The sequence below is a fragment of the Serratia sp. 506_PEND genome (assembly GCF_001076875.1).
In the GTDB taxonomy this organism is placed as follows: domain Bacteria; phylum Pseudomonadota; class Gammaproteobacteria; order Enterobacterales; family Enterobacteriaceae; genus Serratia; species Serratia marcescens.
Genome location: NZ_JVEL01000594.1, coordinates 1 through 15131 on the forward strand (window position 1 = coordinate 1; position 15131 = coordinate 15131).

Below are 15131 nucleotides of genomic sequence, written 5' to 3' on the forward strand. Positions count from 1 at the left end.
TCTATTTAAGATTGTGGCAAAAAAACTTATTTATGTGCGTCATAATTTATATCCGCACGGTACCAGAAGAGAAGATACTCATCGTGCCAAACGCTATTCTGATTTCTTAATGAAATTTTCGGGCCAGGGTATCGTTCATTCGCCTACAGCGATCAAATCAGGCTTGGATTATGTTCCACATCCGCTGTATAAAACGGATAATGAATTTATACATAATCAGATGCAACAAGTCATTAAAGATGATTACTTCGTTTTTTTTGGTAGGATAAATAAGTATAAGAGACTTGAGGAACTCATGCGCAGCTTCCCTGAAAATAAGAAGCTGGTTATCGCTGGAAGCTATGATGACGAGAGCTATGTCGAACACTTACGAAAGTCCGCGCCAGATAATGTGACTATTCAAGCTGGATTCATCGACGATGCCACTGCTGAACTCATGATTTCCTCATCTCAAGGACTCATTATCTGCCATGCAGATCCTGACATGATCGTCAGCGGGAGCTTTTTCTATGCACTGTCGGTAAAAAGCCGAATTATTTGTGTTGAGACCGAGTTCCTTCGCTGGGCAAATATTGAGTTTGGTGATGATGTTGTGGTTTGCTTTAAAGATATAAATGACCTTCATGATAAAATAAGTCGACTGCCTCCTGCTAAAGTATTTGACGGCGATGTTGTTGAACGTATTCAACATCATTTCAGTGAAGTGTCTATCTCAGATAAAGTTAAAGTATTGCTCTAGTATTACTGTATTTTTATTTTAGGTTGTGTTGGGAGAGGGTATGCCTGAAGAGAAATTAAATGTAGGCGTAGTTGCCGATTGGCTAGTTACCTATGCTGGCGCAGAACGCGTAATTAAAGAGTTTATCGATATATATCCAGATGCTACTCTTTATTCTGTAGTCGATTTCCTGTCTGATGCTGCAAGACAGCAAATTCATAACAAGCATGCAGTCACTACATTTATACAAAATTTGCCTAAGGCGAAAACCAACTATCAGAAATATTTGCCGCTGATGCCTTTGGCCATTGAGCAACTTGATGTTTCTTCTCACGATGTTGTCTTATCCAGTAGCCATGCGGTAGCTAAAGGCGTGTTGACTGGCCCTGACCAGTTGCATATCAGTTATGTTCACTCTCCAATACGTTACGCTTGGGATTTGCAGCATCAGTATCTGCGTGAAGCCAATCTCATGAGCGGGATAAAGGGGCGCCTGGCTAAATGGTTGCTGCATAAAATCCGCATGTGGGATTACCGTACAGCTAATGGTGTCGACCATTTTATCGCCAACTCTCAGTTTATCGCGCGGCGAATAAAAAAAGTTTATGGTCGAGAGGCTGATGTTATTTATCCTCCGGTAGACGTTGATCGTTTCTTGCTTAACGAAAATAAAGATGACTTCTATTTTACTGCATCGCGTATGGTTCCCTATAAAAGGATGGATCTTATCGTTGAGGCATTCAGCACCATGCCGGATAAGAAACTCATCGTGATTGGCGATGGTTCTGAAATGGCTAAAATTAAGTCAAAGGCAGGAAAGAACGTCGAGATCCTTGGGTATCAGAGCAATGAAGTGCTCCAGGATCATATGTCGCGTGCCAAGGCCTTTGTTTTTGCGGCAGAAGAAGACTTCGGCATTACACCTGTGGAAGCTCAGGCATGTGGGACACCGGTGATTACTTTTGGCAAGGGGGGGGCGCTTGAAACCGTCCGTCCATACGGGGTAAGTAACCCAACAGGGGTGTTCTTTTACGAACAAACAGTGCCTTCATTGGTTGCCGCCGTGCAGCAGTTTGAGAGCATCCAGGATGAAATCAGCCCCGTCGATTGCCGTACGCAGGCCTGCAAGTTTTCTGCAGAGCGCTTCCGGAACGAATTGACCACTTATATCAATGCCAAATGGCATGAATTTAATGCTGCTAAAACCATTCAATACTGATCGGTGAAATTATCATGAGCAATATCTATCCCGTTATTATGGCTGGCGGCACAGGGAGCCGTTTATGGCCTCTTTCCAGAGAGTTGTTTCCTAAACAATTTTTGGCATTGTGCAGCGAGTTTTCTATGCTGCAAACGACGGTAAACCGTCTTGATGGCTTGGAAATTTCGAACCCTTTGGTGATTTGCAACGAAGAACACCGTTTCATCGTAGCCGAACAGTTGCGTCAGATTACGCGTTTGTCGCATAACATCATTCTTGAGCCTGTAGGGCGCAATACGGCGCCTGCCATTGCGCTTGCCGCTCTGCAAGCGACAGCCGGCGGCGAAGATCCTTTATTACTTGTTTTGGCTGCAGATCACGTCATTCAAGACGAGAAAACATTCCGCAATGCGGTGCTCCAGGCTGTGCCATTTGCTCAGGATGGAAAGTTGGCGACCTTCGGCATCGTGCCTACAGGGCCTGAAACCGGTTATGGCTATATCCACAAAGGTGAAAGCGTTGACGGTTCTGCAACCTGTCAAGTTTCACGTTTTGTTGAGAAACCTAATTTGGCAACGGCTGAGGAATATCTGCGGAGCGGCGAATACCTCTGGAACAGCGGTATGTTCCTGTTCAAGGCGAGCCGTTACCTGGAAGAATTGAACAAATATCGGCCAGATATTCTCGGCGCTTGTCGTAAGGCTCTGCAACATACCTCACCGGACCTTGATTTTGTCCGTGTTGATCGTGAGGCGTTCCTGACCTGCCCGGACGAGTCTATTGACTATGCCGTTATGGAACAGACTGCAGATGCCGTTGTCGTTCCTCTTGATGCGGGCTGGAGTGACGTTGGTTCCTGGTCTGCGTTGTGGGAAATCAGCGAAAAAGACGCTTCGGGTAACAGCACCTTCGGTGATGTGCTGCAGCATGGCTCCACGAATAATTACATCCGCGCGGAACATAAACTGGTTGCTACCGTTGGCGTAGATAATCTGGTCGTTGTCGAGACCAAAGATGCTGTGTTGATCGCCAATAAGGATAAAGTTCAAGACGTTAAGGAAATCGTTAATCATCTGAAACGCAGCAAGCGGCCTGAAAGCAAACAACACCGGGAGGTTTATCGTCCCTGGGGCCAGCATGATGCGATTGCGCAAGGTGAACGGTTCCAGGTGCGTAAAATTACGGTTAAACCCGGCGAAAAACTGTCTCTGCAAATGCATCATCATCGCTCTGAGCATTGGGTTGTGGTTTCAGGAACGGCTAAAGTAACGAAAAATGGAGTTGTTCAATTTGTGAGTGAGAATGAGTCCGTTTATATTCCGCTTGGTGTGGAACACTCTTTAGAAAACCCTGGCAAAATCGCGCTGAATTTGATTGAGATCCAGTCAGGTTCCTATTTGCATGAAGATGACATTGTCCGATTTGATGACAGTGGAAAGTATGATTAAAAGCTTCGCACCTTGGTTAACAAGGTGCAGTTGCGCAACATTTTGGTAAGGATTTCAGATGGCTCAAACTTTGACGTGTTTTAAAGCATACGATATTCGTGGTCGTTTAGGCGAAGAATTGAATACGGATATAGCCTATCGCATTGGACGTGCTTATGGTGAGTTTTTAAAACCAAGCGAAGTCGTGGTTGGTGGAGACGTGCGTTTAACCAGTGAGGAGCTGAAGCTTGCATTGGCAGACGGCCTGCGTGATGCGGGTGTAGACGTACTGGATATTGGATTAAGCGGTACCGAAGAGATTTATTTCGCCACTTTTCATTTAGGTATCGATGGTGGCATTGAAGTGACTGCCAGCCATAATCCAATGGACTACAATGGCATGAAGCTGGTGCGCAGCCAGGCTCGACCGATCAGCGGTGATACGGGGCTGCGTGACATACAGCGATTGGCTGAAGAGAATAACTTTGAGAAGGTGGATCCTTCTTCCCGTGGTAACTACCGCCAGGTATCAATCAGTGAAGCCTATGTGGCACATTTACTTGGTTACATTGATACGGATAACCTGAAGCCGCTTAAATTGGTTGTTAACTCAGGTAATGGCGCCGCTGGCCATGTTATTGACGCCATCGAAGCGCGCTTCAACCAATTGAATATTCCCGTTGAGTTCATCAAGGTCCACCACCAGCCGGATGGGAATTTCCCAAATGGCATTCCTAATCCTTTATTACCCGAATGCCGTGAGGACACCGCTCAGGCGGTACGCCAACATAAAGCGGATATGGGGATTGCTTTCGATGGGGATTTCGACCGCTGCTTCTTGTTTGATGAAAATGGTGGTTTCATCGAAGGTTATTATATTGTTGGATTGTTAGCTGCTGCATTCCTGGAAAAAGAGGCGGGGGCGAAGATCATTCACGATCCGCGTTTGAGCTGGAACACCATCGATGTAGTTTCCGCGAGCGGCGGGGTACCGGTAATGTCCAAAACCGGTCACGCTTTTATTAAAGAGCGCATGAGAAAAGAAGATGCGGTATATGGCGGTGAAATGAGTGCTCACCACTATTTCCGAGAGTTCTCTTACTGTGACAGCGGCATGATCCCGTGGTTGTTGGTTGCCGAGCTGCTTTGTCTCAAAAATATGACGCTGGGGCAATTGGTTAAAGATCGCATGTCTGCATATCCCGCTTCCGGAGAGATTAATAGCCACTTGCAGGATCCGCAAACGGCAATTACCAGGGTTCTTGAGCGTTATCAGCCTGACGCGTTGCTGCTTGACCAAACTGATGGGATCAGCCTGGAGTTCTCGGACTGGCGCTTTAACCTTCGGAGCTCTAATACTGAACCGGTTGTCCGTCTCAATGTTGAATCTCGTGCCAATCCGGCCTTGATGCAACAGAAAACAGAAGAGATTCTTGCCTTGTTGCGCAGTTAAACTCTGTAACTACGCTATATTGGAACCTTGGGTAGAAACTACCCAAGGTTTATACGAGATATAGGTACCAGAGCAACTTATAAAAGGCATCTATACTATGATAGTGAATAGGCAGTTATCTATGAATGGTTTCCGTCGTGGGAGTTTACATACGAATGCATCCCTGACATCTATGTTGCAACGTTTTAGCGATATCTTTATCGTCTTTCTCGGGCTTTATTTATCGTGCTTACTGTCCGGCACCCGATTCGCGTTGCAACATTGGGTCATGGTGCTTACGTCAATTGTAATTTTCCAAATGATAGGCGGTATTACTGATTTCTATCGCTCCTGGCGTGGCGTCCGTGCAGGGCTGGAAATTCGACTTATTTTGCAAAACTGGACGATAAGCCTGTTGCTAACCTCAGGGGCCGTTGCTTTCGTGAACGATTTTAGCAATGAATACATCGTTTACGTCCAATGGTATCTGGTCGTTTGCTGTGGTTTGGTCATTACTCGCAGTACTATTCGCCTGATGTTGGGTTACATGCGTAACCTCGGATTCAACACCCGTAATGTGGCCGTGATGGGGTCAATGCCGGTGGGGATCCGTTTGGCCGAAACGTTGCGTGATGCCCATTGGATGGGATTCCGCGTATTGGGCATCTATGATGACAGTGAAGCGCCATTGAACAGCGAGATCGAGCGCCGCGGTAATTTTGCACAGTTGATCGAGGACGCAAAATGCGGAAGGATTGATAGAATTTATATTGCGATGTCAATGGAGCAAGAGCGGTTAATAAAGGATACAGTTTCCGAACTTTCGGACACGACCTGTACAGTAATGCTTATTCCTGACATATTTACTTTTAATATTTTACAGTCTAGAACTGAAGAGATTAATGGCGTTCCTGTTGTCTCTTTGTTTGATACGCCAATGAGCGGTGTTAATCAGGTCATTAAGCGAGTCGAGGATGTTATTCTCTCCATTTTTATACTCCTGTTCATTTCACCCGTGTTGCTTCTGATTGCCGCAATGGTCAAGCTCAATTCCCGTGGCCCCGTTATTTTTAAACAGCGCCGATATGGCATGGACGGAAAAGCGATAGAAGTCTGGAAGTTTCGCTCGATGAAGGTAATGGAGGACGGCGATAAGGTTGTTCAGGCAAAAAAAGGCGATACTCGCGTCACGTCGGTCGGCGCCTTCCTTCGCCGCACATCTTTAGATGAGTTGCCTCAGTTTATTAATGTTTTGAAAGGGGATATGTCAATTGTCGGTCCTCGTCCTCATGCTGTGGCCCATAATGAACAATACCGTAAATTAATCAGGGGCTATATGCTTCGCCATAAAATGAAACCTGGTATTACCGGATGGGCTCAGATAAATGGCTGGCGGGGTGAGACTGATACTCTGGATAAAATGGAGAAGCGGGTCGAGTTCGATCTTGACTATATCCGAAATTGGAGTGTCTGGCTTGATGTTAAAATTGTTTTTCTGACAATATTCAAAGGTTTTGTCAGCAAGGCGGCGTATTAAACTTGTTCTGGGATGTGTCACCATATTCCTTTTTTGAAGAAAAATTCATGAGTGGTCTTTTTATTCGGGAGGTTATGTTGAAATATTCACCAAGTGCCGAGGGTAAAAATATTGGCCGCTATGCCAATAAGGTTAAAGCATTGGCAGTTGCGGGTTTGCTATTATTAGGGCCTTACCAATATGCAAACGCTTTTGAAGTTGGGGTGAATGTTCATTTGCGGCATTATCCTAAGCCAACAGATAATTACCTGACCTTAATCAAAGACTATGGTTTCACATCCTTTCGTGCTGGATATTTATGGGGAATGGTTGAGCGAAATGCTGGTGATTTTAAAGTCGTCGGCCCACTCCTCAAAGAGGATGATGCATTCCAGCAGGGGGTCTCGAAATATGGGCTGAATTCACTGCTCATACTGGCTTATGGCAATGCTGCATATGATTCGCCTGATTATCCAACGACTCCGGAAGCTATTGATGGCTTCGCCAATTACGCTTATTGGACGGCGAAGAGGTTCAAGGGGAAAGTTAAATACTATGAGATTTGGAACGAATGGACCGTGGGAACGGGGTTGAAAAAGAAAAAAGCCGTTCCGCCACCTGAAGTCTTTGCCGCACTGGTGAAGAAAACGTCTGCGGCCATTAAACGTGCGGATCCTGATGCCATCGTGATGGCTGGTTCTCTCAACCCTCTGGGGCAGCGCGGAATTGACTGGTTTGACTCGTTGATGAAGTTGGGAATTTTGAGTGATATCGATGCAATATCTTTGCATCCTTATTCTTATCGCAATGAGAATATGGCGTTAAGGAACCCTGAAGATAACCTCGCTGCAATTGATAAGTTTGAGTCAAGAGTCAAGGCATTTTCAAAAAGAACCGTTCCCCTCTATATAACAGAGATGGGTGTGCCGACCTATAATGGCCCGGGAGGGTTAAGTAACGCTGCCGCTGCGCAATATATTGTCAAATATACGATGATGGCAAAGGCGCGTTCCTATATCAAAGGCGTATGGTGGTATGATCTCATTGACGATGGTGATAATCCAAAGATAAATGAGCACCGGTTCGGTTTGCTTAATCGGCAAGAAAAACCGAAGCCATCAGCTTTAGCTTATGAAAAGATAGCTAAAGTTGTGCGCGATTACAGCGTCAGTGATTATAAGGAGACTGCGAATGGCGTTGTCAGTATCGCTTTGAAAGGTGAGGGTAATCAATATGCAATGCTGTATTGGCAGAAGTCTAAAGCGCCGCAGGCTTCAGAGCAACCAGGTGCTTTGAAATCCCTGATGAGCAGCGTCACGGGGGCTGCAGCCCAACAACCTGATGTGAAACCTCTTGCTGAATTGACTAATCAAGCGGCGGTTTTACAAGGCGATACACCAGTGCTGCTGCTGTCGGATAAACCTATTGTGGCGCCAACTCATTGATTTATCCTCATTAAATGTTGTTGTCTTGTTTTTTATCTCTTTGTTGAAATTTTTAAAATATGACCGAGAAGTTTTTTACTCACGATCAGGTGGTTACGATGCAAGTAGATGAACGAGCGAAGACCACCGCTGGCAATAAGCAACCTGTCCGTCTGGATTATGTCGATTCGATACGAGGAATTGCGGCAATTAGCGTTGTTATTGCGCATTTTCTGGTGCCGGTTTACGGCTATGATAAATTTATATTTTCCCATATTTTTGATATTGGAAAGATTGGTGTTGTTTTATTCTTTATTATCAGCGGTTTTATTATTCCCTCTAGCTTTCGACGTGAAAACGGCGGGGTGCAGGCATTCTTTATATCTCGGTTATTCAGACTCTATCCCGGGTACTGGTTTTCCTTACTCCTCTATCTAGCGGTGTCTTACAGTTTGGGGCAACAGTTCCCATTGCACCAAATTTTGGCAAACGTCACGATGTTCCAAACGTCTCTGCGTGTTAGGGATATTGTAGGCGTCTACTGGACGCTGTTTATTGAATTGGTCTTTTACTTTATGTGTGTTTGCGCCTTTATTCTCGGGTTGCTTAATAAAGTCCGATTCAACTTTATCGCCTCCTTTGTTATGCTGGGCATTGCCATCATTTTAGCTATCGCCAGAAGTAAATTGGATGAAGCATTCCCCGTCGCTTTGCCACTTGCGTTATCTTTGATGATGTTTGGTGGCATGTGGCGTTCATACCTGCTTGATGGTGATTTGGTCGCGAGGAAATTGTCAGTTTACTATATTGCGGTATTCGCCTGTATTATACCTATCGTGAGCTTCTTTTCTTATGGTAGTGAACCTGGCCATACCATGCGTTACACCATTACCTATTATGTCAGTATGCTTTTATTCGTTCTATTGACGACTCGTCTCAGAATTCATAATAAATTCATGGTGATGATGGGGGTGATCAGCTACTCCGTGTACCTTATCCATCCAAGTTTGTTGATCGTTTATGAGCATTTCACCGCTGATTTCTCAAGTGCTAATCGGTACTTGCTGGGAGTGATCGGTGTACTGCTAACGTTGCCTGCGTCCTATCTGGTATACCGGTTTATCGAGTTGCCTTCAATAAACCTTGGGCGAAGAGTGAAGTCCAGTATCATAAAAGTAGTGCCTCAGTAATTCTTTCTCTTTCCGTTTTTTCGCGTAACTATACCGGGAATAACGCCGACATGCACAGGCATCTTCATGTTTTTTATGAAGATGCCTTTTTTATGCCTAAAAATACGGCGATGTCCGTATTTTTAGTGGTTCATCAATATTATTGCAATGTTAACCCATCCTTGTTCTTGCTGACATATTTCTAATTTCCCATCACATCCCCTTCAGTTCTCCCAATCCCAATTATGTCATCTTTTTTGTATGGTTTTTAATGGCCTACCCGAAAGGTTTGCTTCGCCGATATCGCCTGGAACGATAAAATTCTCATCTGTATTTCAGGCTTTCGTTATCGGGTTGAAAAATCCTTTTTTTGCCATCGTGTTAATGGCTATCCCAATGTTTTTAATCGAAGTAATAATAATCTTAGTGCTTTCCTTGACAGATCCGGCTTTTAGCGACTTTACTAATTTTATACTTATGGGCGCCCAAAGGAGCTATTTAGATAAGCTTAATTTCACAGCTACTAATTCAGTCTTGAATCTATGTGCAAACCCAATCCTCTCTTTGATGCGGCGACTAAGTTGTTGATGCTGCTGACGATAGTTGTCTGGGTCTTATTTTTACCTTATCTCACTTTGGTTAGGAGTTTTTTATGGCTTCTTTAGTTTCTCAGCATCAGGCAGCGGCGATCTTCTATTCGGTATTGGGGCGCACTCCGTCTCTCACCGAGATCGATACTTATGGGCAGCAGCTTCAAACGGGTGCAAAAACGCCAGCGTCGCTGGCGCAAGCCTTGATCAGCTCTACCTCTGGCGCTGCGCTTTACTCCGGGAAAACCGATTCGGAAATTCTGCAGATTATTTACACGCGCGAGTACGGCACTGCAGCGACATCTCAACAGCTGACGGACTTCCTGAATGGCAACACGTTGAGCTCGGCGGTTTCTAATGTCGTCAATGGACTGCTGAACTATACCGGTAGCGATGCGACTATCTTGGCGCAACAGGCGGCTTTCGAAAACAAAGTCGACTCGCTGTTGTATCCTTCGGCGTCCACGAGTGCTCTGGGGCAGGGGGCGGCAGATATCCAGGCGATTCTGCATGTTATCGGCTCGACAGCCACCGCTGACGCGGTTAACTACTTTGGTGCAAAAATCAACGCGGGTATGACGCTGACTCAGGCAGCTGCGGCGAATATCAGTGGTCGTGCATTCCTCACGTCGCTGACGGATGATGCATTCATTGCTCGCTTGTTCCAGTTTGGTTATGAGCGTGCGCCTACCGCGGCAGAAGCCTCCAGCTACCTCGCTCTGCTGCAAAACGGTTCTACTCGTGCTGACGTTCTGGTCGATATTATCGAAGCGTTGCGCGGCACCGTAGCGGCAGGTGACCAAACCGCACAGCAACACTTCAACAGCGCTACAACGGTCTATCAGGCAGGGCAACTTCCGGGACTGTCATACCAGGAACAGGTCGCAGCGGTTTATCTGGGAGTGGCGGAGCGCGGTGTCGATGCTTCCGGTTTGGATACCTGGAGTAAGCAATTGGCAGCCGGTACCTCATACAGCAGCCTGATTGGCAAACTGGTCGGGTCTGCGGAGTTCCAGCGCAAAGGCGGTCAACTGACCGGCGACGACTTCATTCAACACGTATTTACCGCTGTGCACGGCGTAGCGGCAACGGCTACCCAGTTAGCCACCTATAGCGCGCTTGGCTCTGATAAATCACTTATCACTCAGGCTATTATCAACGATCTCCGCGGCTCCTCAGCGACGGACGCAGCAACGGTAACGCAGCAACATGGTTTCGAGTTCGACATTGGTACCAGCCTGCTATACAAAACCTTCGCGTCTTTGACAGCAACAGCCGCCGGCGGTAACGCAACCGGTACCGTCAACACCGGCACGTCGCATCAAATCAGCAACGCCGAAACAGCGGTACTGACGAATGTCCAACTGAACGCCAATGCCGCCAGCACCGTGAACCTGAAGTTCGCCGACCATCTGGCGAATCTAACCATTAACGGCACCAGCGCAGCAACGGTCAACCTGTCTGACAACGGCGTTAATCCAGGCGTAGATATCACCGTCAATAACGGCAACGTCATCTTGAATGCCAGTTCGGGTGCGGATGACGTAGTCGTCACATCGGCGGCAAACATTGCGGCCGGCACGGCGCAGTTTAACCTTGGCGCCGGCAACGACAGCCTGCACTGGGCAGGGAACGGGGTTTCGGGCGGTGCGAACAGCGTGGCCAACACGGTTAAGGCTGACGGCGGCGCGGGTACGGACTCCATCTCCGCCAACTTCATTACCAAAACCGTGGTGACCAACCAGAACGCCCTGGGCGTTCGCACCAGCACAGTGACCAGCAACGCCAATAACTTCTCGAATTTCGAGAAGATCGACCTGACCGGCTATATCGGCAAGTCCGTTGGTACGCTGATTACGACACCGCTGATTGGTTCTCCGACCACCACCAGCGTGACCACGCCAACCAACACCTTTGACTTTGGGCTGACCAACGGTACATCTACGGTTGAAGGCACTACCGGCGGCACGGTTACGCAGAACGCGGCGGCCACTAATCTGGGCACGCAAGGATTTGTGATCTCCGGTCTGGCTAACGTCAACGTCATCAACGCCGCCGGCGGCAACGCCGCGCAGCTGGAAGTGAAAGGGGACGCGACCTCCGCCAGTACGCTGAATTTCACCTTCGTGCAGAACGCCACCGATCACTTCAACATCAACTTCGATGCAGTGAGTTCCGCCAATGTGAATGCCGGCGCCATCACCCTGAACAGCAGCAGCAGCGCCCTGTTGGGTACCGCGCTGAGCACGGTGAACGTGGCCTCAGGTGGTACCGGCAACTTCGATAACATTCTGTCCTTGGCCGGTACCAATGCGCAGGTTCAGACCATCAACGTGACCGGTGACCACGCGCTGGATCTGACGCTGGGCAGCGGTTTCAGCAACGTGCGTGATATCAATGCGTCCACCAACACCACGGGTCTGAATCTCGACTCCAGCCATGGCGGTACCGGTGACGGTATCATCATTCAGTTGCTGAACATTCTGCCGCTGAGCGTCATTACCACCAACCTGTTGGCGCCGGTGTTGACGGCGTTGGGCCTGAACGGTTACCAAATGACCGTAGAAGGTTCCAGTGCTGCCGATACCCTGGGCGTGATTGGCAACACCACGCTGACCGGTGGCGCAGGTGCCAACACCTATGACATCAAGGCGAGTAACACCCAGGCGGGTGTGACCATCAAGGACTTTAGCAGCCTTAAAGACAAGATTGTCGATGTTAACCATGGCGGCCTGACTATCTCCAATGACGCCACCGGCACGGCGGTCGCGGACTACGGCACACGTTCCGCAGACACACTGGATGCGCTGTTGGGGACGCTGGTGGGCGGTTTGACCAACGGCGTTATCGGCCTGCTGGGCGGCATTCTCGGTCTGGACAGCAGCAACTCGCTGACGTCGAAAGTGGGTGTGGCATCCGTAGTATTCAGCGGTGGCGGTAATACTGCCAGCTCTTATGTGATTATCGACAACAACGATAACCATGCGCTGGATCTCAACGATACCGTGGTATACCTGACCGGGCAGAACCACCAGCAATTGGTGGATACGCTGCACTACGCGTAAGTAGGGGTTCCAGTGGGAAATAATTCCCATTGAAACTGTTAGCCAATAAATAATACGGGGTGTGTGAACACCCCGTATTCTTTGAATTTTGTGAACCACGTCATTATCTCTGGTTTATTCCCTTTCGCACTAAACTCGCTTTGCCCTGCCTACTATTTACCCTGCTGTTTTCATTCGTTTTTTTCTGTGGTTCGTGAGGCGTTTTTTTTTGCTTACGGCCTTGCTGATATCCGCTTTCTCTACCTATAGTTAGAAAAAGTATCTGCAGTCTCGAGCATGTCTGGGGTGGGGGTTCTTTAGGATTTATTTTATTTTTTCCCTTTTTAGGATTTTCCTTATAAGAGTCCAATGCGGATTTTGACTGACAGTGCACATGATGTAAGGGCAGAAAGTGAATCAATTTATACCGCGCAATGAAATTGCGGATGTTATACGGACTCGCAGTAAGGTTTTTTGGACCGTTGGCATATTTACCGCATTTATTAATTTATTAATGCTAGTTCCTTCTATCTATATGCTCCAGGTTTACGACCGGGTGCTTCCTTCGCGTAATGAAATCACGCTGTTGATGCTGACGCTGATCATGTTGGGCATGTTCGGCATGATGTCGCTGTTGGAATACGTGCGCAGCATGGTGGTGATCCGTATCGGCAGTCAGCTGGATATGCGTCTCAACACGCGAGTCTACACTGCGGCCTACGAGGCGAATCTGAAAAACGGTTCTTCCGACGCCGGCCAGATGCTGAGTGACTTGACCAATCTGCGCCAATTCCTCACCGGCAGCGCGCTGTTCGCCTTCTTTGATGCGCCGTGGTTTCCGATCTATCTGTTGGTGATATTCCTGTTTAATCCTTGGTTGGGGCTTTTCGCCCTGGTCGGTGCGCTGTTGCTGATCGCATTGGCGGTGATCAACGAAATGGTGTCGAAAAAGCCGCTGGCGGAGGCCAGCAAGCTGTCGATTATGTCCGGTACGCTGGCCAGCACCAATCTGCGAAATGCCGAAGTGATCGAGGCTTTGGGGATGTTGCCTAACCTGAAACGCCGGTGGTTCGGTCTGCACCAGCGGTTTTTGAACAGTCAGCGCATCGCCAGCGAACGGGCATCGCGGGTCACATCGATCACCAAGTTTGTGCGCATGTCGCTGCAATCGCTGGTGCTGGGGCTGGGGGGCTGGCTGGCGATCGATGGGCACATCACGCCCGGTATGATGATCGCCGGCTCCATTCTGATGGGGCGAACGCTGGCGCCGATTGAGCAGGTTATTAACGTCTGGAAGAGCTACAGCGCGGCAAAGCTTTCTTATGGCCGGTTGGTCAAGCTGCTGGAAACGCACCCGCAACGTGGCACCGGTATGTCCTTGCCGCGTCCGGAAGGGGTACTCGCTGTAGAAGGCGTCACCGCCACGCCGCCGGGCTCCAAAGGCGATGCGGTATTGCATAACGTGACTTTTGCCATCCAGCCCGGTGACGTGCTGGGGATCATTGGCCCGAGCGCGTCGGGGAAATCGACGCTGGCGCGTTTGCTGGTCGGCATTTGGCCGGTCAGTGAAGGGATTGTTCGGTTGGATAATGCCGACATCTATCAGTGGAACAAGGATGAATTGGGGCCGTATATCGGCTATCTGCCGCAGGACATTGAGCTGTTTGCCGGGACTATCGCCGAGAATATCGCTCGCTTTAACGATATCGATTCAGAGAAAGTCATTGAAGCCGCTAAGCTGGCCGGTGTGCACGAACTGATCCTGCGTTTCCCTAACGGCTACGATTCGGTGCTCGGCAACGGTGGCGCTGGGTTGTCCGGTGGACAGAAACAGCGTATCGGCCTGGCGCGCGCATTGTACGGCGACCCTTCGCTGGTGGTATTGGATGAGCCTAACTCCAATCTGGATGATGCGGGCGAGAAAGCGTTGAACCAGGCCATTATGTTCCTCAAGCAACGTAATAAAACGGTGGTTCTGATTACCCATCGCACCAATTTGCTGTCGATGACCAGCAAGTTGTTGCTGTTGGTGAATGGCAACGTCAACGCGTTCGGCCCGACTCAACAAGTGCTTCAGGCGTTGGCCAATGCGCAAAAAGCGCAGACGCAACAGCCTCAGCAAGCGGTGAGGGCGGTAAATTCTGAGCCGGATGAAGGCAACATCCCAAAAACGCAAATTAATTAAGCCGTGAATTGCCTGATGGCTTCATTGCCGTCCGCAGTGTAAAGGAGTTGGTATGTCGACGCATATTGGCGAGCCGCAAGACTCGTATATTGAAGAGATCCCGCAGGATGAACGGCGGTTTACCCGGATGGGCTGGCTGGTAGTGGGAATTGGTCTGTTCGGATTTTTGGCCTGGGCAGCGTTCGCGCCTCTGGATAAAGGGGTGGCATCACCGGGCTCGGTAACCGTTTCCGGCAACCGCAAAACGGTGCAGGCCCCGGCCAGCGGCATCATCAAGAATATCGCGGTGAAAGACGGCGACAAGGTGAAAGCCGGTGAGGTTCTGGTGCAATTGAGCCAGGTGCAGGCGCAGGCTCAGGTTGATTCGCTGCGCGATCAGTACTACACCACGCTGGCCACCGAAGGGCGTTTACTGGCTGAACGCG

At 48.7% G+C, this 15131-nt stretch carries 10 protein-coding genes; all 10 read left to right on the forward strand.

Annotation, left to right across the window (positions count from 1 at the left end; translation table 11 throughout):
- Window positions 1–739: hypothetical protein (locus tag ADK28_RS30725; protein WP_075202157.1), on the forward strand; the 739-nt coding region annotated here is incomplete at its 5' end.
- A 40-nt stretch (window positions 740–779) separates the two neighbouring features.
- Complete coding sequence (locus ADK28_RS26810) at window positions 780–1937, forward strand: glycosyltransferase family 4 protein (protein WP_048797161.1); 1158 nt, start codon at window positions 780–782, stop codon at window positions 1935–1937.
- Between the two features lie 8 nt (window positions 1938–1945).
- Window positions 1946–3367, forward strand: coding sequence for a mannose-1-phosphate guanylyltransferase/mannose-6-phosphate isomerase (locus ADK28_RS26815; protein WP_152929752.1), 1422 nt, complete (start codon window positions 1946–1948; stop codon window positions 3365–3367).
- A 58-nt stretch (window positions 3368–3425) separates the two neighbouring features.
- Window positions 3426–4799, forward strand: a complete 1374-nt coding sequence (gene cpsG, locus ADK28_RS26820; RefSeq protein WP_048797163.1) for a phosphomannomutase CpsG — start codon at window positions 3426–3428, stop codon at window positions 4797–4799.
- 121 nt (window positions 4800–4920) lie between these two features.
- Complete coding sequence (gene wcaJ / locus ADK28_RS26825) at window positions 4921–6315, forward strand: undecaprenyl-phosphate glucose phosphotransferase (protein WP_048797166.1); 1395 nt, start codon at window positions 4921–4923, stop codon at window positions 6313–6315.
- Window positions 6316–6317: 2 nt separating this feature from the next.
- Entirely contained in the window at window positions 6318–7739 is a 1422-nt protein-coding gene (locus ADK28_RS26830; protein WP_230206250.1) for a cellulase family glycosylhydrolase, read from the forward strand.
- A gap of 98 nt (window positions 7740–7837) precedes the next feature.
- A complete protein-coding gene (locus ADK28_RS26835; RefSeq protein WP_065426224.1) occupies window positions 7838–8908 on the forward strand; it encodes an acyltransferase family protein in 1071 nt (356 codons plus the stop codon).
- Window positions 8909–9539: 631 nt separating this feature from the next.
- Complete coding sequence (locus tag ADK28_RS26840; RefSeq protein WP_048797165.1) at window positions 9540–12542, forward strand: beta strand repeat-containing protein; 3003 nt, start codon at window positions 9540–9542, stop codon at window positions 12540–12542.
- 391 nt (window positions 12543–12933) lie between these two features.
- Window positions 12934–14706: a type I secretion system permease/ATPase gene (locus ADK28_RS26845; protein WP_028127960.1), complete on the forward strand. Its 1773-nt coding sequence runs from the start codon at window positions 12934–12936 to the stop codon at window positions 14704–14706.
- 52 nt (window positions 14707–14758) lie between these two features.
- Window positions 14759–15131: biotin/lipoyl-binding protein (locus tag ADK28_RS29525; RefSeq protein WP_048797168.1), on the forward strand; the 373-nt coding region annotated here is incomplete at its 3' end.

Bases quoted from the DNA above. Each gene is read 5' to 3' on its own strand.
- ADK28_RS26810 (WP_048797161.1), top strand. From the start codon at position 780: ATGCCTGAAGAGAAATTAAATGTAGGCGTAGTTGCCGATTGGCTAGTT.
- cpsG (WP_048797163.1), top strand. From the start codon at position 3,426: ATGGCTCAAACTTTGACGTGTTTTAAAGCATACGATATTCGTGGTCGT.
- wcaJ (WP_048797166.1), top strand. From the start codon at position 4,921: ATGAATGGTTTCCGTCGTGGGAGTTTACATACGAATGCATCCCTGACA.
- ADK28_RS26835 (WP_065426224.1), top strand. From the start codon at position 7,838: ATGCAAGTAGATGAACGAGCGAAGACCACCGCTGGCAATAAGCAACCT.
- ADK28_RS26840 (WP_048797165.1), top strand. From the start codon at position 9,540: ATGGCTTCTTTAGTTTCTCAGCATCAGGCAGCGGCGATCTTCTATTCG.